Origin of the sequence: Ignavigranum ruoffiae (assembly GCF_023195815.2) — a bacterium.
Classification (GTDB): Bacteria; Bacillota; Bacilli; order Lactobacillales; family Aerococcaceae; genus Ignavigranum; species Ignavigranum ruoffiae.
On sequence record NZ_CP096206.2, the window covers coordinates 73,424 to 96,275 of the forward strand.

22 protein-coding genes and 1 pseudogene are annotated in these 22,852 nt (G+C 40.4%); 20 read left to right on the plus strand and 3 right to left on the minus strand.

Translation table 11 applies throughout. The annotated features are described in order from the left end of the window. Positions 1-3: 3 nt before the first annotated feature. Complete coding sequence (locus M0R79_RS00360) at positions 4-1,095, minus strand: M24 family metallopeptidase (RefSeq protein ID WP_248416885.1); 1,092 nt, start codon at positions 1,093-1,095, stop codon at positions 4-6. Positions 1,096-1,201: 106 nt separating this feature from the next. Between M0R79_RS00360 and M0R79_RS00365 the strand changes: the two genes are divergently transcribed. The 6 genes from M0R79_RS00365 to M0R79_RS00390 are packed head-to-tail and all read left to right on the plus strand — an operon-like array spanning position 1,202 to position 6,362. Further along, positions 1,202-1,807: a TVP38/TMEM64 family protein gene (locus M0R79_RS00365; protein ID WP_092572618.1), complete on the plus strand. Its 606-nt coding sequence runs from the start codon at positions 1,202-1,204 to the stop codon at positions 1,805-1,807. Between the two features lie 12 nt (positions 1,808-1,819). Beyond that, entirely contained in the window at positions 1,820-2,071 is a 252-nt protein-coding gene (gene yidD, locus M0R79_RS00370) for a membrane protein insertion efficiency factor YidD (protein WP_248416884.1), read from the plus strand. A 51-nt stretch (positions 2,072-2,122) separates the two neighbouring features. Then, on the plus strand, positions 2,123-2,992 hold the full coding sequence (gene cdaA / locus M0R79_RS00375; protein WP_273478618.1) for a diadenylate cyclase CdaA: 870 nt from the start codon (positions 2,123-2,125) through the stop codon (positions 2,990-2,992). Next, positions 2,985-4,055, plus strand: a complete 1,071-nt coding sequence (locus tag M0R79_RS00380) for a CdaR family protein (protein WP_248416883.1) — start codon at positions 2,985-2,987, stop codon at positions 4,053-4,055. The genes cdaA and M0R79_RS00380 overlap by 8 nt, the downstream gene beginning before the upstream one ends. A gap of 20 nt (positions 4,056-4,075) precedes the next feature. Further along, positions 4,076-5,431, plus strand: a complete 1,356-nt coding sequence (glmM, locus tag M0R79_RS00385) for a phosphoglucosamine mutase (protein WP_248416882.1) — start codon at positions 4,076-4,078, stop codon at positions 5,429-5,431. Positions 5,432-5,486: 55 nt separating this feature from the next. After that, on the plus strand, positions 5,487-6,362 hold the full coding sequence (locus tag M0R79_RS00390) for a methyltransferase domain-containing protein (protein WP_248416881.1): 876 nt from the start codon (positions 5,487-5,489) through the stop codon (positions 6,360-6,362). Here M0R79_RS00390 and M0R79_RS00395 read toward each other — a convergent pair. After that, entirely contained in the window at positions 6,315-7,151 is an 837-nt protein-coding gene (locus tag M0R79_RS00395) for an AraC family transcriptional regulator (RefSeq protein ID WP_248416880.1), read from the minus strand. The genes M0R79_RS00390 and M0R79_RS00395 overlap by 48 nt on opposite strands. 148 nt (positions 7,152-7,299) lie before the next feature. Here M0R79_RS00395 and M0R79_RS00400 point away from each other — a divergent pair, with 148 nt between their 5' ends. From M0R79_RS00400 to M0R79_RS00445, 10 genes and pseudogenes are all read left to right on the plus strand, one after another. Further along, positions 7,300-8,022: an HAD family hydrolase gene (locus tag M0R79_RS00400; RefSeq protein ID WP_159428905.1), complete on the plus strand. Its 723-nt coding sequence runs from the start codon at positions 7,300-7,302 to the stop codon at positions 8,020-8,022. After that, positions 8,023-8,403, plus strand: coding sequence for a Spx/MgsR family RNA polymerase-binding regulatory protein (locus M0R79_RS00405; protein ID WP_092572610.1), 381 nt, complete (start codon positions 8,023-8,025; stop codon positions 8,401-8,403). It abuts the gene before it with no gap. After that, positions 8,400-9,515 carry a hypothetical protein gene (locus M0R79_RS00410; protein WP_092572609.1) on the plus strand — a complete coding sequence of 372 codons (1,116 nt, stop codon included), beginning with the start codon at positions 8,400-8,402 and terminating at the stop codon, positions 9,513-9,515. The genes M0R79_RS00405 and M0R79_RS00410 overlap by 4 nt, the downstream gene beginning before the upstream one ends. Continuing rightward, positions 9,505-10,254, plus strand: coding sequence for a CPBP family intramembrane glutamic endopeptidase (locus M0R79_RS00415; RefSeq protein ID WP_092572608.1), 750 nt, complete (start codon positions 9,505-9,507; stop codon positions 10,252-10,254). The genes M0R79_RS00410 and M0R79_RS00415 overlap by 11 nt, the downstream gene beginning before the upstream one ends. A gap of 27 nt (positions 10,255-10,281) precedes the next feature. Next, on the plus strand, positions 10,282-11,112 hold the full coding sequence (locus M0R79_RS00420) for an MBL fold metallo-hydrolase (protein ID WP_248416879.1): 831 nt from the start codon (positions 10,282-10,284) through the stop codon (positions 11,110-11,112). 306 nt (positions 11,113-11,418) lie between these two features. Then, the gene (locus M0R79_RS00425) at positions 11,419-12,096 is read left to right on the plus strand and encodes a hydrolase (RefSeq protein ID WP_092572623.1); all 678 of its coding nucleotides are present in this window, start codon (positions 11,419-11,421) and stop codon (positions 12,094-12,096) included. 32 nt (positions 12,097-12,128) lie between these two features. Then, positions 12,129-13,691: a cardiolipin synthase gene (gene cls / locus M0R79_RS00430; protein WP_234971710.1), complete on the plus strand. Its 1,563-nt coding sequence runs from the start codon at positions 12,129-12,131 to the stop codon at positions 13,689-13,691. A 62-nt stretch (positions 13,692-13,753) separates the two neighbouring features. Then, the gene (gene ypfJ, locus M0R79_RS00435; protein WP_092572605.1) at positions 13,754-14,716 is read left to right on the plus strand and encodes a KPN_02809 family neutral zinc metallopeptidase; all 963 of its coding nucleotides are present in this window, start codon (positions 13,754-13,756) and stop codon (positions 14,714-14,716) included. 70 nt (positions 14,717-14,786) lie between these two features. Further along, entirely contained in the window at positions 14,787-16,139 is a 1,353-nt protein-coding gene (locus M0R79_RS00440; protein ID WP_248416878.1) for an RNA polymerase factor sigma-54, read from the plus strand. Positions 16,140-16,264: 125 nt separating this feature from the next. Next, a pseudogene (locus M0R79_RS00445) lies at positions 16,265-17,348 on the plus strand (IS30 family transposase). Between the two features lie 365 nt (positions 17,349-17,713). Here M0R79_RS00445 and M0R79_RS00450 read toward each other — a convergent pair. After that, on the minus strand, positions 17,714-18,364 hold the full coding sequence (locus M0R79_RS00450) for a hypothetical protein (protein WP_248416875.1): 651 nt from the start codon (positions 18,362-18,364) through the stop codon (positions 17,714-17,716). 162 nt (positions 18,365-18,526) lie between these two features. Here M0R79_RS00450 and M0R79_RS00455 point away from each other — a divergent pair, with 162 nt between their 5' ends. From M0R79_RS00455 to M0R79_RS00470, 4 genes are all read left to right on the plus strand, one after another. Further along, entirely contained in the window at positions 18,527-19,243 is a 717-nt protein-coding gene (locus tag M0R79_RS00455) for a SanA/YdcF family protein (RefSeq protein ID WP_248416874.1), read from the plus strand. A 236-nt stretch (positions 19,244-19,479) separates the two neighbouring features. Continuing rightward, a complete protein-coding gene (locus M0R79_RS00460) occupies positions 19,480-20,769 on the plus strand; it encodes a uracil-xanthine permease family protein (protein WP_248416873.1) in 1,290 nt (429 codons plus the stop codon). 117 nt (positions 20,770-20,886) lie between these two features. Further along, positions 20,887-21,570, plus strand: coding sequence for a zinc metallopeptidase (locus M0R79_RS00465; protein ID WP_375163563.1), 684 nt, complete (start codon positions 20,887-20,889; stop codon positions 21,568-21,570). Positions 21,571-21,872: 302 nt separating this feature from the next. Continuing rightward, on the plus strand, positions 21,873-22,841 hold the full coding sequence (locus M0R79_RS00470; RefSeq protein WP_248416871.1) for a metal ABC transporter solute-binding protein, Zn/Mn family: 969 nt from the start codon (positions 21,873-21,875) through the stop codon (positions 22,839-22,841). Positions 22,842-22,852: the final 11 nt, after the last annotated feature.

A 22,852-nucleotide genomic window follows, 5' to 3' on the forward strand; every position in this document is an offset into this window, starting at 1 on the left:
TCTTTACTCTGCTTTAGGTTGTATGATGATGGGTTCTTTGGTGACATGATTTAGAATTTGGCAGCCGTCTTCTGTGACTAAAATCAGGTCTTCGATTCTAACACCAATCTCATCAGGAAGATAGATACCTGGTTCAACAGAGAAAATTTGGCCAGCTTTTATCAGGTCGTGATTATATTGGCTGACATCACCGGCTTCATGAGTTTCTTGGCCGATGAAATGACCTAGACGGTGGGTAAAATAATCCCCATAGCCTGCCTGATCAATTAAATTTCGGGCCGTTAAATCAATGTCAGCAAAGGAAACTCCTGGGCGAATCTGAGCAATAGCAGCTTCATTAGCTCTGCGGACAATGTCGTAGATTTCTAGATGTTCCTGGCTAGGTTGACCATAAAAGACCGTTCGCGTCATATCAGAAGCGTAACCTTGATAGAAGGCCCCAATATCAATGACGACTGCATCGCCTATTTCTGGTTGATCTTGGTTCGTCTCATGATGCGGATCAGCCCCATTTCCTCCATAAGCAATAATCGGTTCGAAGGAAAAGCCATCCATATTTAAATCTTGATAGATCTCTCTTAATTTATTGACCATGGTTAATTCACTAAAGCCATATTGAACTTGGTGAATAATGGCTTCCATGGCTTGGTCATTAAGTTCTGAGGCTTTGGCCATTAATTCTTGTTCATCGAGCGATTTAATCGCCCGTTGTTGATCTACTAAGACAGATCCATTTACTGGATGTAATTCGGGATTAAGGGCTAGTAGCTCAAGAAGGAAATGGCTCGGCCAGTACTTGTCAATTCCAATCTTTAAGCCTGTCAGTTGTTCATCCAGTTTGGCTAGAATTGGCTCACCATCGCTATACCAAATGACTTCAATTTCAGATTGAAGGTCTTGTGGTTGAGGAAAGAGCCGATTCAGGTAAAGTTGGACTTGGCCTGCTGAACTTATATTTAATAAATAAAGTCGTTCACCAGGTTGATTGCGGTAACCTGTATAATAGTAGATACTTGCTGGATCACTAATCAAAAGGTTATCTAGCTGATTATCAGTCATTGACTGAATTAAGGACTGGATGCGATAGTCTTTCATAGATTCATCCCCTTTATTTTTCTTTATTGATTGAATTTCTGTACCCTAATTGAGTATTATAGGATTAGACTACACCAAATAATAAGGGATAACAAGGAGTATATTCATGAGATTGAGCTTAGAAAAAAAGCGGCAAATTATTCGAATTACGACCATTATCGGGATTATACTGACCATTATTGGTTTCTTTGTGGTTTCTCAGTCCACTTATTTCGACCCTGGTCAGGGCTTCGAGCAATTATTAAGACGATTAGGTTTTTTTGCTCCTTTTATCTTTGTCTTGGTCCAAATTAGCCAGATCATTTATCCGATTATTCCCATGGGGCTGACCAACGTCATTGGTTTTTTAATTTTTGGTACGTTTCTAGGTACGGTTCTGAATGTTATTGGCCTAATTACAGGTTCAGCGATTAATTTCTTTTTGGGCCGTCGTTTTGGTGGAACCATTGTACGAGCCTTTATTGATGATGAACAATATGATAAATATGTCGGTATGTTGAACCGAGGCAAGGCTTTTGATCGTTTAATTATGGTCGGTTTTATTGCTCCGATATTTCCTGATGATATATTCTGCATGATTGCTGGCATGTCTTCAATGCGCTTTGAACGTTTCATGAAATATGTCATTCTTTTTAGGCCTTTATCCATGTTTGTCTATACCTTTATGACCACGACGATGATCGAGTGGATTGATAAAATCTTTTTTGCTTAAGGAGGCAGGTCTTTGGCTAAAATTTTTATAGCTCTGGTGGGCCTTTATCAAAGATACATCTCGCCCTTATTTCCCCCAACGTGTCGTTATCAGCCGACCTGTTCGACTTATATGATTCAAGCCATCGAACGACATGGTGCGATTAAAGGCCTTCTCATGGGCTTGGGGCGGATTTCCCGGTGTCATCCTTTCCTCAAAGGCGGACGAGATCCTGTTCCTGATTACTTTACCTTAAGACGGAATAAGGCCTATCGAGACAAATAATTACTGATAGAATAAGTCAAGAGTGATATAATACAAGCGTAGAAGGAGGCGGTGGTTAATTTGCAATTGTGGTTTGAACAATTTATTAATAATAAGCCGATTGTTCAAATATTGGACATTCTAATCGTTTGGTATTTGATTTATAAATTATTGATGTATGCCCGCGGAACCCAAGTCATGAACTTACTCAAGGGTGTCGGGATTTTTATTGCGGCTAAGTTTATTAGTTCGGTGGCCGGTCTGCAGACCATTGATTGGATTTTGGGTCAGATCTTGGCTTGGGGAGTCGTGGCTGCGATTATTCTCTTCCAACCGGAATTACGGCGAGCCTTGCAAATGATTGGCCAAAGTTTATTTAGAAATCGCAAAACCAGCAAGAACCCTAACGAGACTCTGATTGAGAATCTTGAACAATCTTTAAAATATATGTCTAAGCGAAAGATTGGTGCTTTAATTTCAATTGAAGGGAAAGAACCTTTATCAGAATTTATTGAAACGGGAATCCGCCTCGATTCGGAAATAAGTTTTCAATTATTAATTAATATATTTGTGCCAAATACGCCCTTACATGATGGTGCAGTGATTATTCGAAATTATAAAATAGCCTCCGCCTCATGTTATTTACCTCTGTCTGAGAGTAGTTTAATTCCTAAAGAATTAGGGACCCGGCATCGGGCAGCGATCGGTTTGTCTGAAGTAACGGATGCTTTAACGCTGATTGTTTCGGAAGAAACCGGAGATATCAGTTTGGTCAAGCATGAAGTTCTCCACCGGGGAGTGAAGGCGGACGAACTCCATAACCTTCTCGTGAAATACCTAATGGTTGAAGCAGAGCAGAAAGAGGACACTAAAGATTCTCTCGTCGGCTTCAAAGAGTATTTTTTAGAGAATCTTAAACAGTGGGGTGATCGCAATGAATAAGAAGACCTTTAATAATGTTTGGTTTATTCGTTTAATATCTCTACTCTTTTCGATTTTTCTTTATATTTTTGTTTCTTCAGAGAATGCCGTCCCGCTAAGAAGTATTAAGAATCAGGAATTTGCCAGTGTCAATATTACAGAGACGATCTCGAATGTCCCGGTATATCTAGGTAAGACAGATGGAGAAACCTTTGTCTCAGGCGTCCCTGAAACGGTAGATGTGAGATTGACTGGTCCTAAGAGCATTATTAACCAAGTAAGTAGCGAGACTTTACGGGTGGAGACCGAAGACTTGACGGACATGCCGACTGGTTCGAAGTCCATTCGCTATTTGGTTATGGACCTCCCTGATGAGATAGATTATCAGGTAACCCCGTCTCGAACCATTGTACAAATTTCACGGCGGGAATCTGTTAAGAAGACGATTGAATATGAGGTCGATCCGCAAGCCATTGCCGAGGGTTATCAAGTAAGTCAAGTCAACTTGAAGCCTTATGAAGTGACTTTAACCGGGACTGACAAGATTATTAAGGAGATTGACCGGGTCTTTATCAACATAACTTCGCAAGATAAACAAAGTAAAAACTTTACCGGAACTTATGCAATCAAGATTGTAGATAAGAATGGGAACCTTCTCGATGTGAATGCGAATATTATGGATATTAAGGCAGAAGTTGTTGTTGAACCTATTGTTGGCGATGTGAGTTTAAATATTGTTCCTCAGGGGGAACACCATGAAAATTTTACTTATACCTATGAGTTTGTTGATCAGAATATGGTAAGTATTCAAGGATCTGCTGATATCCAATCGCTGGATGTTATTGTTGATGTTTCTTCTTTGACCTCGAGTCAAACAGTGATTGGCAGGGTCGATTTACCGGAGGGCGTTGAACTTATAGGTAATTCGGAGATTAAGGTTCACGTAAGCCTACACGCCTTAGAAGCAGACACTCAAACGGATTCAGAAGATCAAACGACTAGTCAAGAAAGTGATAGCAGTGAAGAATCCGATCAAGACCATCAAGCTACTGATTCACAAACAACTGAACAGACGAACGAATAAAATAAGCAAGGAGTAATAATATGGGTAAATATTTTGGAACCGATGGAGTACGGGGCGTTGCTAATCAAGAGCTAACCCCAGAATTAGCTTTTAAATTAGGGCGGTATGGGGGCTATGTATTAATGCAACATCATGCAGAACATGCCCACCCTCGTGTATTGGTTGCCCGTGATACTAGAATTTCAGGGCAGGTGCTTGAATCAGCCTTAATTTCTGGCTTGCTTTCAGTGGGTATCGAAGTCATGCAATTGGGTGTCATTTCAACACCAGCAGTAGCCTATCTCACTAAAACTCAAGGAGTAGCTGCTGGGGTCATGATTTCAGCCTCTCATAATCCAGTTCAAGATAATGGTATTAAATTCTTTGGCAGTGATGGTTTTAAACTTTCTGATGAGCAAGAATTAGAAATTGAAGCTCTGATTGACCAGGAAGAGGATACATTACCGCGACCATCGGATGAAGGTTTAGGAACGGTGGATGAATTCCCCGAAGGTCTTATCAAGTATGTCCAATACCTGCAGACCACAATCTCTTCAGATCTATCAGGAATATCTGTCTGTGTTGACGCTGCTAACGGAGCGACTTCTCCCTTAGTCAATCAACTTTTTGCTGATTTAGAGACCGATTTCTATACGATGGGCGATCGCCCGAATGGTTTAAATATTAATGATCAAGTGGGCTCTACCCATCCTGAACAATTACAGGCCATGGTAGTGGAGAAACAAGCCATGGTAGGGGTCGCTTTCGATGGAGATGGCGACCGGGTAATTGCCGTTGATGAGAAAGGAAATATCGTCGATGGTGATAAGATTATGTATATTTGTGGCAAACATCTCTATAATAAAGGACTCTTATCCAATAACACCATTGTATCAACCGTCATGTCTAATTTAGGCTTCAAAAAAGCTGTCGAAGCTGAAGGCATGCAGACGGTTCAAACCAAGGTGGGAGATCGGTATGTGGTGGAGGAGATGCGGGCGCATAATTACAACCTGGGTGGTGAACAATCCGGGCACATTGTCTTCCTGAACCATAATACTACTGGTGATGGCTTACTTACCGCCATCCAATTGTTGGCAGTTATGAAAGAAACCGGTAAAGCTTTGTCAGAATTAGCTAAAGAAGTGACGATTTATCCGCAAAAATTAGTCAATATTAAAGTTTCCGATAAGCATACGGTGATGGATGAACCTGAAGTTAAAGCAGCCATTGAAAAACTAGAAAAAGAAATGGCGGGCGATGGTCGAATTTTGGTTCGTCCAAGTGGAACTGAACCCCTATTAAGGGTCATGGCTGAAGCCTCCACTGATGAGAAAGTTGACTACTACGTCAATACGATTGCTGACGTTATTCGTCGAATTAGAGGTATTGATTAAGCTAAATAAAGACCGGGCTGAATTGGCTCGGTTTTTCGTTTATAAGGAGAATGGAATGAAAGAGAGTAAAAGACAACAGGCTTTGACCTGGTTGGCAGACCACCCAGTGTCTTGGCAATGTCTGCATTGCGACCAACCACTTCAGTTAGTAGGCCAAAGATTAACCTGTAGCAATGGTCATAGCTTTGACCTTAGTCGGCAGGGATATGTCAACCTTGCCAAAAGTAATCACCCTAGTCAATATGATCAAACCTTGTTTAATTTAAGGCGTCAAATTATTCTGGAGAGTCCTTTTTATCAAGCGCTTCATCAAGCCTTGCTAACTATTATTAAAGAAAGACCCGTTACTCATCTATTAGATGCGGGCTGTGGAGAGGGCAGCCATTTATATCGTTTGAGCCAGTTCTTGGAACCGACCCTAAGTTTGACTGGAGTCGATTTAGCCAAAGAAGGCATCCAGTTAGCTACTGACTTTAACCAAAGTCAGTTCTCAGTCGTAGCAGATTTAGCCCAATTACCCTTTCAGGAAAACTCGTTTGACCTGGTTCTGTCAATCTTGTCGCCTGCTAATTATGAAGAATTTAATCGGGTCCTTAAAACTAAAGGGCGGCTGATTAAAGTAATTCCCAATACGCGCTATTTAATTGAATTAAGATCAGCTATTGCTAATCTATTAGAGCAAGCAGAAGTAGAATATTCAAATGAAGACGTTGAGCAAGTATTTCGTCATCATTACATTAAGGTAGAAGATCACGATGTGTATCAAAAGCTAGCGCTTTCCGAAGATCAGCGGCGCCAATTGATTCATATGACGCCTTTAACTTGGCGACTCACAACAAAGCAGAAGGAAGAACTTTTTAATCAATTACCCACTACTATTAGCTTAGACCTGAGGGTATTGGTTGCAGAAAAAGTCAATTTCCTCGGGTAACATTAAATGCCCAGCTTGTCTCTGGGCTAATTTTTTTACTTTTAGTGGAGTCATACCAAATTTCTTTCTAAAGATACTGGTAAAATGACAGGCATTATGGAAACCGTATGCTTGTCTTAAACTTTCAAGATTACTATCAGGGTAGTTGCAGAGCTGATAATATATCTGATTTAAACGCAGATGTTGGATGTAAGCCATTGGCGATATATCTAATTCAGCCTTAAAGCGGGCAGAGAAGCGTGAGCTTGAGAGTTTGACCTGTTGAGCCAGGTCTGTCAGTTTAAGTGGCTGAGTCAAATGACAATGGATATAGTTCAGGGCTTCTTGAATAGCTGGAGTATAATTCTGTACTGGAGTTAAATTATGAGTGAGATTGAAAAGATAATTAATGAGTAAAGTTTGGATAGCTTGAAAACTCTCTGGATAGTGCGGATTATTTTTGGAAATTTGTTGGAGGAGTAGATAACAGTGACTGACAAAGTCATTTGGACATTCTGTTAAGAATAGGCCACTCTTTTGATTGGCGAATGGTTGATGCTTTATTGGAGCAGCGAGTGAGAAGAGAATACAAGTGAGTTTGGGACTTTGACTGGTAATCATAAATTCTAAATTAGCCGGGACAAAAGCTAACATAGAATGCTTTAATCGATTGGTGTCATAAACCGTGCTAATATGGCCGGTTCCTTCCTCGATATAAATTAGATGAGGAAAGTGTTGATAAATCTTGCCAGTCTTATGGCAAGCACTTAGTTGATAACGATGAAAGAGTTGGGGACTTTGTGCGATCATAATTTCCTCCGCAGTTGATTATTCTGTCTTCATTATAGCAAGAATCTCTTGATATATTTAAAATACGGCAAAAGATTCAATTATCTTTTTGAAATAATTTATCCTATGTTACAATAAGGCAGATGAAGTCAGAGAAGGAGCGAGTAAGGTGATTAAAGCGGTTTTGTTTGATAAAGATGGTACTTTAATAGAGTTAGGCAACACATGGGATAAGCCAACGATTGGGATGATGCGTGACTTATTTAGTGAATCTGATTTAAGTCAGGATGAGCAAGATCAGCTAGCCTTTGCGATGGGCATTAAAGAAGATTGGTCTGGAATTAAGGCCAATTCTATCTTTGCCGCCGGATCCATCTATGACCAAGCCGCCTATTTGGAGCCTTATCTCTCCTGGAGTATTCCTGAAATCGAAGATCGGATGGAAGCATCCTATCTAAAATATTTACAGGAAGAAGAAGTCATGGCTCGTTTAACGCCAGGGTCAGCGGAAGCTTTAGAATCCTTAAAAGACGATTATGTTATCGGCTTAATTACGAATGATAATTATGTTTTCGCTCGGCAAATGTTAGAAAATTTAGGTGTCTTAAGCTATTTTGATTTTATTGGTTGTGCTGATCAATATGGTCCTAAACCCAATCCACGTGCTCTCCATGAGATTGCAAAGCAATATAATATTGAATTGAGTGAAATGGTTTATGTTGGTGATTCAGCTTTAGATATGACCTACGCTAAACCCTTAGCTGCGGCCATCGGCTATTTAGAGAATGAAGAGAGCCACCTGCATTTGACAGAGGCTGATTATTTATTAGATCATATGTCAGACTTACCTCAAATCCTTGAGCAGATTAATCAGAAGGGAGTAGAAGGATAGATGTATACACTGATTGGCTATAAACCTTGTTCAACCTGCCGAGCTATTGAGAAAAACTTAAAAAATCTAGACCTACCCTATCAATATCGAGAAATTACTGAGGATGTTCCTAGTGGCAAAGAGTTATGGCAATGGTATCAAGCTTCGGGCGAAAGCTCGATTAAGAGAATAATGAATACTTCGGGAACTTTATATCGCGAATTAAATATGAAGTCACAATTGGCTGGGCGATCGGAGCAAGAACAATTAGAATTAATCGCTCAAGATGGCATGTTAATCAAGCGACCGATATTGTTAACACCATCTGGTCAAGTTTATATAGGTAAGAAAGTAGCCGAATTCCTTGAGGAAATGAGACAGGGAGAGGAGTCATCATCATGAATAAAGCATTAGCGATATTAGCCATCGTATTAATGAGCACCAATCTAGGGCCATGGGTCCAGGCTGAGGGCCAAGGACCTGAGAATCTTTCCCCCATTGAAACGATCGAGTGGGAGACTGATGCTACAGAATCTTCTTCAACCAGTTCGGAATCCGTAGAGACGACTGCTGAACCAGTAAGCTCCGAGGAAGCAGCTACTGAATATAGTAGTGAGAGCTCATTGCCAGCTGATTTACCACAGGTAAGCCAAGCTCAAGATTTACTTAAAGTACTACAAGACCAGACGGTCAATAAGACGGCCCAATATTATTTGGTCAATTTCAATCAAGGGCAAGTGGAATTGAATTTAGCGGCCATTATGCCTATGGGAGATTTTGCTTATTTGACGCTACAGAAGCCACCCTATATTCCATCGACATTACTGGTTAAATTAGCTGAACAAGAAGTCGATCAAGCCTATATCCCGCTTGATTCGTTGATTACTTATGTTACCGATGCGATTAATAACTATCCTGAAATATATCAAGATTCACCAGTGATGGATTTCTATGTTTATGCCCAAGAGCATTATGCTGACTTAGAAAGCAAACTCTTAGAGATTCAGGCGGAAGACTATGGCCTGAACGCCAACTATCAAGAAATCCAAGAGATTCAAGAGTTTCTGATGACGGTGCTGGCCGAATTTATGGATCAACATGGCGAGCAATTAAGCTATGAAAAAGATCAGGGCGCCGATATTCTAACTTTAGAGGGAGATTTATCAACTTACTTTACAGAGATTGCAGTCAAGCATTTAATGGATTATCCAGATTTAATGGAGAAATTCAGCTTCTTAGGTGAAGGAACTGTTGGAACATTGAGTTTTAATTATGATAAATATCAAATTGGCATGGGCTTATTAGTCAACCTAGCTGAAGACCGGACTCAGGCGCTCGAATTCTACCTACAACCGGGACAGGCCGACTTTGCTTTGCCAACTGAAGACAATGTATATACTGAGCAAGAATTAAACGACTTAGTTGGTTTCGAAGTCCTGAAAGGTATTCGTCAATTCGAAGACCAAGTTAGCTTAGATCAATTTAATATAGAAGGAGAGAGTCATGAAAATTAGAGAATCTCTGCAACCCCTGAAACAAGTTTGGTCTGATCGGGTCAAAGGATCATGGTGGAAATCGATTGTTATCATTATCTCGTATCTGCTTTTGCGGATTAAATTCGAGACAATGGCTTTAAATAAAGGGATTGAATTATCAGGCGATCAGGTGGTCTTGACTGATTTACAAGATCCAATGAAAGTCATGTATTATATGGGGCAATCAGGTTGGTATTATCATCTGAGTACTTTTGCCTTGCTGGCCTTTTTGTTTTTGATGCTTTATCTGTTTAAATTTAAAATTTTTGATTTGAAGCAGATTAAAGTGCCCTTACTTGGCTGGACAGTGTTGACCTTTATTGCCTTCTTTGCATTGGGTATGGTCTTCTCAGTGGCCGTGTCTTACTTCGCTCCAGATTATCAAGCGCCGATGAATCAACAAGCCGTAGAAGCTTTGGTTAAAGAAATGAGTGGTTTGGGTGTCTTTCTGAATATTGTAATCATGACGCCGATTACTGAGGAAATCTTGTTAAGAGGTTTGGTAATGAAGTACCTCTTTCCACTCATGCCTATCGTGGGGGCGCTAGTTTCTGCCGTGGTCTTTGCCATGTTGCATATGCCAGCCAATATTATTGATTTCTTCCTTTACTTTATTCTATCAGCGGGTCTAACCTATGTTTATTGGCGGACACGGAAGATTGAATACCCAATTCTTTATCATATGATTCAAAACTTCTTAGGCTTTTTACAATTTTAAGATTTAAGGAAAGGGAATTATTACAGCATGTTTTTTGATCTGGAAGTCGTCAGTCCACGTATTAAGCGTATTAAGATGCCTTATGTTTGTGCGTATTATCTAGAGGGAGATCAAGCTGGTCTGTTAATTGATACAGGCTGGGGGTATGGTAATCTTAAAACTTTCGTTGATCAGTTAGCTAACAAACCTTATCAAGTCGTTCTGTCTCATGGACATTGCGATCACGGTGGTGGAGCCAATCAATTCGATCAGGTTTATTTAGCTGAAGCAGATCTTGAGCTTGAGGAATATTCATGTTCTCTACCTGTCCGGCAAAAGATATTCAGTCAGGTTGTCTCTGATGAAAGGAATGTGTTCGATGCTTCAATTTGGCAAGCCCAACGCCAAGCACCTTTTCGTACACTTTACCCTGGCCAAGTCTTTGACTTAGGAGGCTTAACGGTGACGGTAGAAGCTTTACCAGGTCACACCTTAGGTAGTATGGCTTTTTGGCTGGAACAAGAACAAACCTTAATTACTTGTGATGCCTGCGCGCAAACGACTTATCTAAATTTACCTTCATCAGCATCTGTCTATGAATTGTGGGCATCTGGACGGGAGTTACAAGTGAAGTATCCAAATATGGGACAAATCTTAACCTCCCATCCTCCCTATAGCGGACCAGGACAAATGCTTGGAGCTATGGTTGAGCTGGCGGACAAAATCCTCCATGATCAAGATGATCGTTTATTATTAAAAATGCGGATGGAAGGTCAATCATATGCGGCTATCAACAAAAAGTTAAGCCCAGAGCCGCCCATGGCCAATATTGTGTATAGTATGAATAAAGTGAAAGAAAGTATCGAACAAGTCAGCTAAGGGGGCTGGCTTTTTTTCTTGGAAATAGAGTCTGACAAGATCTGGAATTTAATTTAGGGTTTGATGGTCGACAATTTGTTGTAAGTTTCAGATATATATTGCATTTGCTAAAGGTGTAACTGTTTTAGTAGGAAGATTCTAGCTAAATCCTTTGAAATTGGATACAATAAATAGTATTAGGAGAATAAAGGAGGCCATATCGTGACCGATAAAGAGAAATATATTTATGATAATCAAAAACCGGCTTATGATGCCATCCGCATTGACGACAATCAAGATATTCAGATTACTCCGGTTGGCAATGCTATCTTAGAGAAACCCAAAAAGGTAATTCCAGAATATCATGCCCGTTTAAAAAGTCGGATTGTCGAGGTGCCAAAGGAGATTTATCAAGCCAGTGGCATTAAAATTCTCGGTCATCGGATAAAATCTCTTCTATTTACCACCGATGTTGCCTTGATTAAGAATACTGATGCTCAATCGATAATTGCTGTCTATCCTTTTACCCCACAAATTACGATTATGCAGTCCATAATCAATGTAGCTTCGGTCCCTGTCTTCTTAGGTGTAGGTGGGGGAACCACCACCGGTGATCGTAGCGTTCACTTGGCTTTCCATGCCGAACAATTAGGGGCTTATGGGGTAGTGGTTAATGCGCCAATGAAGAATGAAGTGATTGCCAAAATTAGCCAAACGATAGATATTCCGGTCGTAGCCACCATCTCGAGTCGTAAGGATGACTTTATGGGCAAATGCCGAGCGGGGGCAGATATTTTCAATGTTTCAGCAGCTAAGGATACAGCCAATGTCGTGTGTGAAATTCGGAAACAATTGGGGCCAAATTTCCCGATTATTGCCACCGGCGGTCCAACGCCAGAATTGATCAGTCAAACCATCGAAGCTGGGGCCAATGCGATTACTTACACCCCACCTTCAAGTGCGGATATCTTTGCTAAAATAATGGAAGATTACCGTCATCAATAGCAAAGAATAGTATCAGTGGAAAGGAGATTATGATGAAATCCCCAGAGAGACGGCAAATAATAGAACGGGCGATCCTAATTGGTCTCCTTTTTCTGATTCAGATTATTTGGTTTTTTGTGATCTTCGCCAATATTATTAATTATTCGGTATGGATTAATGTTATTTTTACCATTATTTCCTTCATCTTGATTCTTTATCTGATTCGTAAGAATGAAAGTCCAGCTTATCGCATGGGTTGGATTAGTTTGATGGCGATGTTTCCTCTATTAGGTGGTTTACTCTATCTTTTAATTGGTAACAAACGGCCAACTCGACGAATGAAGCGACGATTAAATGAGCATCGGCCTCTTTTTCAACAAGAGTTACAAACTTTGCCCCATCAACCCGCCCAAGCGGCTTTAGCAGAACGCGACTTACGAGTTGCTAGCTTAAGTCATTATATCTATCAATTTGAATCTTATCCTTTATATCGTGATACCCAGGTTGAATACTTTGCCAACGGGGAATCGATGATGAATCAGTTGATTCAAGATTTAAAAGCAGCGAAGTCATATATTTTCTTAGAATTCTTTATTGTTGAATTTGGTCAGATGTTTGATCAAATCTTTGAAGTTTTAAAGGAGAAAGTGGGTCAGGGTGTTGAAGTTCGTCTAATTTATGATGACTTTGGTTGTATTGCTCGTTTGCCCGAAGATTTTGATCGTCAGTGCGAAGCGGTAGGGATTAAAGCGATTAAGTTTAATCCGGTGCATCCAGTGATTTCGATGGTCTATAATACTCGAGACCATCGTAAGTATATCATTATTGATGGACTGTTGGCTTATACAGGTGGACTAAATATTGCAGATGAATACATTAATGTTAAGCAGCGTTTCGGTTATTGGAAAGATAATATGATTCGATTGAATGGTCCGGCTTCCTGGTCATTGAGCCATCTCTTTCTAGAAATGTGGAATGGATTCTATCCAGAAAAGGATATGGATTTGGCGCTTTATCGTCCTCAGTTGCTTGAACAAACGAATCCAGAAGAACAGAATTTGCCTGATTCAACAAGTTTTGTCCAACCTTTTGGTGATTCTCCATTAGATAACGAAGCGGTGGGAGAGAATGTTTATCGGCAATTACTGGATATGGCTATTGAATCAGTCTACATTTATACACCTTATTTGATTATCTCTTATGAAATGCAGACCGCCTTAGAATTGGCAGCCAAACGTGGTGTCGATGTTCGAATTGTTACTCCAGGTATTCCGGATAAACCCGTAGTCTATCGAATGACACGGTCCTTCTATCGTCCACTTCTAGAAGCGGGTGTGCGGATTTATGAATTTACTCCTGGATTCCTCCATGCAAAGACCTTTATTGTCGATGGTAAGGTAGCATGTGTTGGAACGATTAATTTGGACTATCGGTCCCTATATCTACACTTTGAGACCGGCACCTTGTTATATTATCACCCAGTGATTGAGCAGATTAGTGAAGATTTCTTCCAAGTGCTCGATGTTTCTCGAGAACGGGTACTTAATGACTTAAATCAAAGCTTTTTTGGTGAGATTGTCGACTCGCTCCTCCGGCTCTTTGCGCCGTTTGTCTAGCTAAAGCTGACCTCGTATAATATAATTAATTTGACAACCAGTTTATAAAGGAGGAAGCCAGTATGAAATGGGAAGATATGCGCAAAAGTAAAAATATCAATGATAAAAGGGGCCAATCGAGTAATTTCCCAGGTGGATTCGGCGGTTCTCAAGGATCAGGAGGGATGGGTTTAGGCCGTCTCTTACAACTGCTTTTATTCTTGCCAGGGAAAAGTAAGTGGATTGTTTTACTTTTACTTGCTTTTATGTTCTTTGGTGGGGGCGGATTATTGGGAAATATCTTCAACCCAACTAGTGACAATTCAATTACCTATGATCAAGAGCAAACTCAGACCCAACCATCGAATTCATCAAATCAGTCCGATCAGGCTGTCACGGATGAAGGTTATGCATTTATGTCGGCTATCTTAGGCAGTACCGAAGATTTCTGGAGTCAGGAATTCGAACGTCACAACTCAACTTATAATATGCCGCAGATGGTTCTGTATAGCCAATCGATTCAGACTGGGGGCTGCGGATTTGGCTCGGCTCAGGCAGGTCCTTTCTATTGTCCAGGTGATGAGAAGATTTATATTGACTTAAGCTTTATGAACGAATTACAAAATCGTTATCATGCTCCCGGTGATTTCGCCATGGCCTATGTGATTGCCCACGAGGTTGGCCATCATATTCAAAAGGAATTGGGGATCATGGATCAATACACTCAGGCCCATGCCAAGATGAATAAAACACAAGCAAATAAACTCAATGTGCGATTGGAATTGCAAGCGGATTATTTTGCCGGGGTCTGGGCGAAGTATGCTCAAGACCAAGGCGTCTTAGAAGTTGGCGATATTGATGAAGCGTTGCAAGCTGCTTTTGCCGTCGGTGATGATACCTTACAAAAAGAGAGTTATGGAACGGTGATTCCAGATTCATTCACTCACGGTTCAGCTCAGCAACGTCAAGCGTGGTTTAAGCACGGTTTGCAATACGGAGATATCGAGCATGGGGATACATTCAATCAAACACTTCCCAACGAATAGCCCCAAGATGAATGAGGGATCTTAGGATTCATCTAGTAAAATTTTTTTATAAAGATAAGTAGGGATAAATATGGAAAAAGCGCATGCAAATCAATGGGACGTTTTAAAGTTAAGCAGAGAAGAACCACTAACTTTATCGGCGCCCTTACCCAAAAGTAAATCTTTCAGTCAGCTTTTGCGCTTAAACATCGAACAAATGCATCACTATCTTGAAGAGGCTATCCTAGAGAATCCTTTTGTCGAGATGGAATATCATCTAGATCAATTTGCACAATCCTTGTCTAAGCCTAATAAGACAGAACAGGATATGTCTGAACTTACCGATGATGAGCGTGAAGAGTTACCACCGACGCCACTTGATGAACTACAAAAAACGGATCCAAATTATCATATCGATACACAGAGTCTGGAGACTTATTTATTTGAACAAATTATGATGTATCGGCAGACTTCAATTCGTGATTTGATGGTTCAGTTCGTCGAATTATTAGATGAACGGGGTTACTTACCCTATTCAGCAGAAGAACTGGCTGATAAACTGCAGACCGATCCGATTGTTGCTTTAGATGCGCTCACTCTGTTTAAACTATTAGAACCTGCTGGCATTGGCGCCTTTAATTTACAAGAAGCCCTGATGCTTCAGACAGAACGCGATGATGCGGCCCCGGCCGTGGCCTATTATTTATTGGAGAATTATTTTGAAGCTCTAATTAACCATCATTATGATTTTATTCAAGAGGATAGTAATTTTACTGAGTCTGAAATTCAGGAAGCGATAGAATATTACCAAACTTTGACCTATTATCCGGCAGATATCTTCGAGAAGGTTGAACAGGTTCATATTATTCCTGACGTCAAGGTTGATGATGAAAAACCAAAAGACTTAACCATTCGCTATCAACGACAATTTGCGCCGCGTATATATTTTAATCGCGAATATTTTGAAGAGATGAGTCAGCGACAAGATGCGGAACTTACTCAATATTTAAAAGAACAAGTCAAAGATTTCAATGATTTAGCTCGTCAAATTCGTCTGCGTGAGGAACTCTTTATGAAGATGGTCTATCATCTGGTTAGAAACCAAGAAGAATTTTTTTCTGGAGCAAGTTCACAAATTAAACCTTTAACTCTGCGGGAATTGAGTCAAGTTAGCGAGATTCCTGAATCTTATTTGAGTCATTTAATCGTTCATAAACATTTGAGTTTTAAGCAAGAGATTTTTGTTTTGACTGATTTTATTAATTTAAATCGTCGGCGTAGTCGGACCGGCTTTACCGCCTATGAAATCAAACAAAAAATTCTACAAATTATTGCTGAGCAAGATCCCGAGGTAAGTAATACCGAACTCGTTGATTTATTGGCTGATTGGGGCTTTATTATCAGTCCTAAAATAGTGGCAAACTACCGTAAATTAATGCATTAATTAAAGACTGATTTTGAAAGGCGGATTTTATAATCAACTTAGCCACCGCTAAAAAATAATAAAAGCCATGTAAATTCATGTTATATTTAAGTCACGACACAAAAATATAAGAAGGATGAATTTACATGACGCAAACTCACTTTACCACATCTGACCGCAAATCAAAACACTTATCGTTCAAAGAACGGGGCCAAATTGAATTGTTGAAAAAACAAGGCTATTCTAACCGAGCCATTGCGCGAATACTGGGACGGGCGCCCCAAACAATTCATAACGAAATCAAACGGGGTACGGTGGAACAAGTCCGTCAACAAAAGCAACATGGGAAGGTTTATACCTATCAATATTCCAAGTATATCGCGGAAGTCGGCCAAGAAGATTATGAGCATCAGCGTCAACATTGTGGACGTAAACCCCTTTGGGCCTATTCACGTGTCTTTATCGATTGGGCCGATCAACGGATGTTAGAAGATAAGTGGTCACCCGATGTGGTAGTGCATCGCGCCAAGCAGGTCCTCGACATTGATCCGCGTCTGATTCCTTGTACGACGACCCTCTATCATTGGATTGATTGCCAGATTATGCAGACCCGAAATATTGATTTAGTTGAAAAGTTGAAACGACATTCCAAAGTCAGCGCGCCGAAGACTCGACCCCATAAGAAAGTCCTAGGGATGTCCATCGACGAACGTCCTGAGGACATCAATGCCCGTCAAAGTTTTGGCCATTGGGAAATTGATACGGTCATTGGCAAGAAAGGCAGAGATGAACCCGTCTTGTTAACCTTAGTAGAAAGGCTGAGTCGTTTTGAAGTCATTCTAAAGATTGAGAACAAGACGGCTCAAGCGGTGGACGCCGCCCTCAAAAGCTTACGAGCACGCGCAAGCGACCACTTTCAAGAGTATTACGGCGGATAACGGCTTAGAATTTGCGGGGTTGAGTCAAACACTGGCTGACGACGTGGCCGTTTATTTTGCCCATCCTTACGCCTCTTGGGAGCGAGGAACCAGTGAAAATCAACACGGGTTGATTCGCCGATTTCTGCCCAAAGAAACCTCGATGAAAGACGTGACTGAAGCCGATTGTCGCCACATCCAACAATGGATGAACCATTATTCGCGCAAGGTTTTGGACTATCAGACCCCATATGAAGTTTTCACACGCTGTTTCTATAAAGAAAGACAAGCTCGCGCACATGTGCCCGCTTGACAACGAGCCTCCTTCGGCATGGTTTTCTTGGGGAGGAGGTCAATGCCCCACTAGTGAACCAAACTACCATGCCTCAGCTCATTGTCAAGCCGTCACTGACAGAGAGGATTAAAGTTACATAGCTAATTACCCTAGGTGGCTAACTTATACTTGAAATTTACAACTGATTTTGAAATGTTCAAAGACCTTGTACTATGACAAAAGATTTTATTTTGACTAATCATCCTCAAATAAAATATTATAGAACACAAAAACAGCTACAAAACTGGTTCAATAAGTTTTGTAGCTGTTATTGGATTCAATAGGTGAAAAACACCGAAGCAACAAATTTCTTGCATAACTTATGAAAAGATGAAATCTTCAAGCTAATTCTTCATGGTTTCGTTGTAGAATAGTGGATTAAGACTGTTGGTCAGATGCATGGGTGTAAGTGTCTTGTTAGACTGGTCGTAATAAGCAATCATAATCAGATGGTTGCCGAGTTGGGCTAAGGCTTCGTTAAGTACGAGTATGTCGTTATTGGCTTTTGTTTTTTCGGCTTCTTGATAGGTAAAAGGCAAGACAATTCGTGCAACATAGACAGTCTCTCCCGCCACTTGCATTTCAACCGATTCAACGTTAGCCTTTAAGGCTTTCAAACTATCGTTATTTTTAAATGAGTCTTGAAGTCGTTTAATATCTTGTCGATCTATTTTAGTTTGACTCATCTTCTTTTCTTCTTCGGTATAAACCTCTTGATAATACTGGTCCATGGCCTTTCTGAGTTCAGAGATGGAGATGCCAGCATCTAAACTGGCGACCGGGTAGGGGCTGTTTGCATCAATTTTCTCTTGGAAGGGTTGACCTTTGGTATCGGTAGCTTGGTTACTGGTTTCTTGCATCTGTTCATCGGTAACGGTCGGCGAATCTGGCACTTCGTTTTTGGGTTTGAGGAAATAGCCACTTACGAGATAGATGATTGCAATTAGGGCCAAGATCACTAGAATTAGACCTAGACTTTGTTTTTTTGTCTTCATGTGTTCCTCCTTGTGTTCAACAAATTTTGCTCATCGTGTGTTAGTCATTATATACTATGTAGGAATAATATGCCAAATTCATCAGCTAGGCAAACAAAGCTAGTTGTTTCTCTTAATGAGGCTTGCTATAATGGCTTTATTATTTTTTAAAGGGGTGAGAGGGTGCAAGATTTATTTCATTGGTTGAAACTCATGATTAAGTTAGGTCTGATGGTCATACTTTGTGTGATTGCTGTGATTATTTTAATCAATCTGTTTGTCATCCTGGTCACCAAGGCCAATATGTCTAGCGAATTTAGTCAAATGGATACAAAGTATCAATCAGCTGAGGTTCCTGTTCTAGTTCTAGGCGCGGGTGTGATTGATAATGAACGGCCGAGTGATATTTTAAAAGCGCGTTTAGATCAGGCGCTAGAAGTTTATCAACAAGCCCCTGATAAAATATTTATTATGACTGGAGATCATCGAGAAGATAATTATAATGAAGTTGCGGTTATGAAGAAATATTTGGTCAGCCAGGGTATTCCTAGCCAACAGATATACTTAGATCATGCGGGATATTCAACCTATGATAGCATTTACCGCTTAAAGAAGATTATTCATGTCGACCGAGCGATTATTATTAGTCAGGGCTATCATTTGCCTCGAGCGCTGATGTTAGCTGAGCATTTGAAGATAGATAGCGTCGGTTTGCCGGCAGCTGAAATTGATTCGACACGAGCCCATAGAGAATTTCGCGAAATCTTTGCTCGGCTCAAAGATTTTGCGGTTTGTTATCTGGCTTATCAACCTGAAACCCCTGAAATTCACTACGCCTTTAGCTTAAATTATTCTGGTGATGATACAGATTCAAAGTCTCAACTAAATCAGCCAGATTAATCTGTTATTTGTTTTTGGTTATTACTCTAAATTTTGTTAGACGATAAATATAAATTTCAGCTTGATATTATTTGTTAGGATGTTAAACTATAACAAGCGATAAGGACTTTTAATGAAATCCGGGAGATTTCAAAAGACAGAATATTTTAAGCCCTTGTTCGTTATTCTTTCGGGAGTATAAAATAAGGGCTTTTTGTGTGCTTTTAAATCCATCTAGCCCTAGAAAAGAGGATATGATGATACAAAAAACACGGATGATTTATGAAACCTATGAGAAGCCACCTTTTTCTAAGGGAATTTTATTAAGTTTTCAACATGTTTTTGCCATGTTTGGAGCGACGATTCTAGTACCTTTAATCCTGGGGCTTTCTGTTTCGACTGCCTTATTAGCCAGCGGGATTGGAACCCTGGTATTTTTAACCGTAACCCAATTTAAGATGCCAGTGTATTTGGGATCGTCTTTTGCTTATATCTCAGCGATGGCGATTGCTAAGGAACAACTGGGTGGCGATATCGCGGCCGCACAAACTGGAATCATGTTAGTGGGTCTAGTTTATATGGCTGTGGCGGGGATTATTGCTATTTCAGGCAGTGAATGGTTGACCAAATTATTGCCACCTATTGTCATTGGTCCCATGATTATTGTGATTGGTTTGGGCTTAGCCGGGTCAGCAGTCACTAATGCTGGTTTTGTCGAAAATACGAATTGGCGCGAAGTCGTTGCCGCTTTAGTGACTTTTATGACTGCTGCGCTGATTAATGTTCGAGGTCGAGGATTTATTAAAGTAATTCCGTTCTTAATTGCCATTATTGTTGGGTACATTGTTGCTGTCTTTTTAGGGATTGTTGATTTCGAACCGGTGCTTCAAGCAGACTGGGTCAGTCTACCGGATTTCTCTCTCCCATTCGCCACGTCTTTTGCCAAAGGACCACAATATCATCTTTACTTTGGGCCCGAAGCTCTAGCGATTATTCCGATTGCATTTGTGACGATTGCTGAACACATGGGTGATGTCATGGTTTTAAGTGAGATTACCGACCATAAATTTATGGAAGAACCAGGGATTCATCGGTCAATTTTTGGTGATGGTTTAGCCAGTTTGATTTCTGCTTTTATTGGCGGTCCAGCAAATACAACCTACGGAGAGAATACCGGGGTGGTCGGATTAACTCGAACAGCTAGTGTTTCTGTAATTCGCAATGCGGCGATAATTGCCATTGCGCTAAGTTTCTTAGGTAAATTTACTGCCATGATTTCTACGATTCCTGCTTCAGTCTTAGGGGGCATGTCCATTTTACTTTATGGGGTCATTGCGTCCAATGGGCTAAAAGTCTTGATTAAGGATCAAACCGACTTTAATAATCCGCGCAATTTAATTATTGCCTCTGCCATGCTGGTGATAGGTTTAGGGGGAGCAGTGCTAGAATTAGGTACAGCCTTGGTTCTATCTGGAACCGCCTTGAGTGCTTTAGTCGGTGTGATTTTAAATTTGATATTACCTGAAGGGACTCCGACTCAAGATTGAGGCAAATGAATTGAATATCTACTATAATAAGGTCAATGATTCATTTCGTTGATCTTTTTTCGTGGATAGTGAAATATAAGCATGAACTTGCTATAATTAAGAAAAGGAGAGATGACTATGTTCTACTTTGACTCAACATATATCCTCGTTCTACTTGGGATGGCTTTAGCTATGTTTGCCCAATACCGAGTAAAATCAACTTTTGAAAAATACCAAGAACTAGAAACCGCTAATCGGGTAAACGGTCGGCAAGCCGCTGAATTTATCTTACAACAAGCTAATATTCCAAATGTTGCTGTCGGTCATATTTCTGGCCAATTAACCGACCATTACGATCCCCGCGACAAGACGTTGAAATTATCTGATGCAACTTATCAATCAACTTCGGTTGCTGCCGTTGCCGTAGCAGCCCACGAATGTGGTCACGCGGTTCAAGACGCTCAAGGTTATTTCTTCTTGAAATTCCGCAATGCCATTGTTCCCGTCGTTCAAATTGGCTCATCATTGGCCATGCCACTGATTTTGATGGGGCTCATTATGAGTTGGGCACAATTGTTCAACTTGGGCTTAATTCTATTCTCACTGGCTTTGATTTTCCAGTTGGTGACTTTGCCGGTAGAATTTGATGCTAGCCGACGTGCCTTAAGCATTCTGCAAGACAATGGGCTCTTCACTCAAGCTGAGATTCCAGCTGCACGAGCGGTTTTAAGGGCGGCCGCTTTTACTTATGTAGCAGCGACCATTTCTACCGCCTTGCAACTCCTACGATTCATCCTCTTGGCAAATAATCGCCGTCGTTAGGATGAGACATTTACTTTTCACAGAAAATAAATAATATAGATCGAAATTCCGAATTATTGTCGTTAACAAGATCAATAATCTTTACTTAATCATGGTTAGAAGTATACGGATGGGCTATGATTGAAGTAGAAATGAGCTACTGCTTATAGTTAGCGTGTTGAAGTCTTGTGAATGAATAATTCGGTTTTTTGTTTAGTTTTTGTCAATTTTTTCGATTTTTATCATTCTTGCGTTGACAAATAGCTTATTTGTAGTAAGATATATCAAGTATATTGTAATGATTACTTCTTAGGAGGAATTTGATGAAAAAATTTGTCAAAGCTTTGTTCGTCGCTTTATTTGTCGCGGTAAGTTTGCCCTTAGCTAATATCCATGCTCAAGGTAAGAAGGTCGTTACGACTTTTTATCCAGTCTATTACTTGGCAAATCGGATTGCAGGGGATAAAATGGAAGTATCAATGTTACTCGATCAAGGACAAGGAGCTCATGGTTATGAATCAACTGCTCAAGATGCGGTAAAAGTTCAAGAAGCTGATCTTTTTATCTATCTTGATGATGAAATGGAATTCTTTGTTCCTGATTTGCTTGAACTGGTCGATCAAAACAAAACCAAGGTGGTTAAAACCACTGAGGGTATGACCTTATTGGCAGGTTCTGACCATGGCGTTGATGAGCATGATCACGATCATGAAGCTGAAGAAGGCCATGATCACGAAGGCGAAGAAGGTCATGATCACGAAGGTCATCATCATGAATATGATCCTCATACTTGGTTAGACCCAATGACCTATGCCCAACAAGCAGAAAATGTTAAGAAAGCCTTCGTTGAATTAGATCCTGATAATGCAGCGACCTATGAAGACAATGCAGCTAAACTTGTTGAAGAATTAACTGCCTTGGATCAAGAGTATAAATCAAGTCTAGCGTCGTTAGAAAAACGGACTATGATTGTTCAACATGCTGCTTTTGGTTACTTGGCTCATGCCTATGATCTTGAGCAAGTGGCGATTACCGGTTTAAATACGACTGAAGAACCATCAGCCCAAGTCATTGCTCAAATGCAAGAGTTTATGAAAGAACAAAACAGTAAAGTTATTTTTGTCGATCCAGCCTTAAGTGAAAACATTGCTCAAACCGTGGCTTCAGCAACGGATGCTGAATTATTACCATTGAGAACTTTAGAAGTTGTTACTCAAGATGAAATAAAATCTGGCGTTGATTATTTCAGTCTAATGCGGGAGAATTTACAAGAATTATTAAAGAATAAATAAGAGAAGGTGAC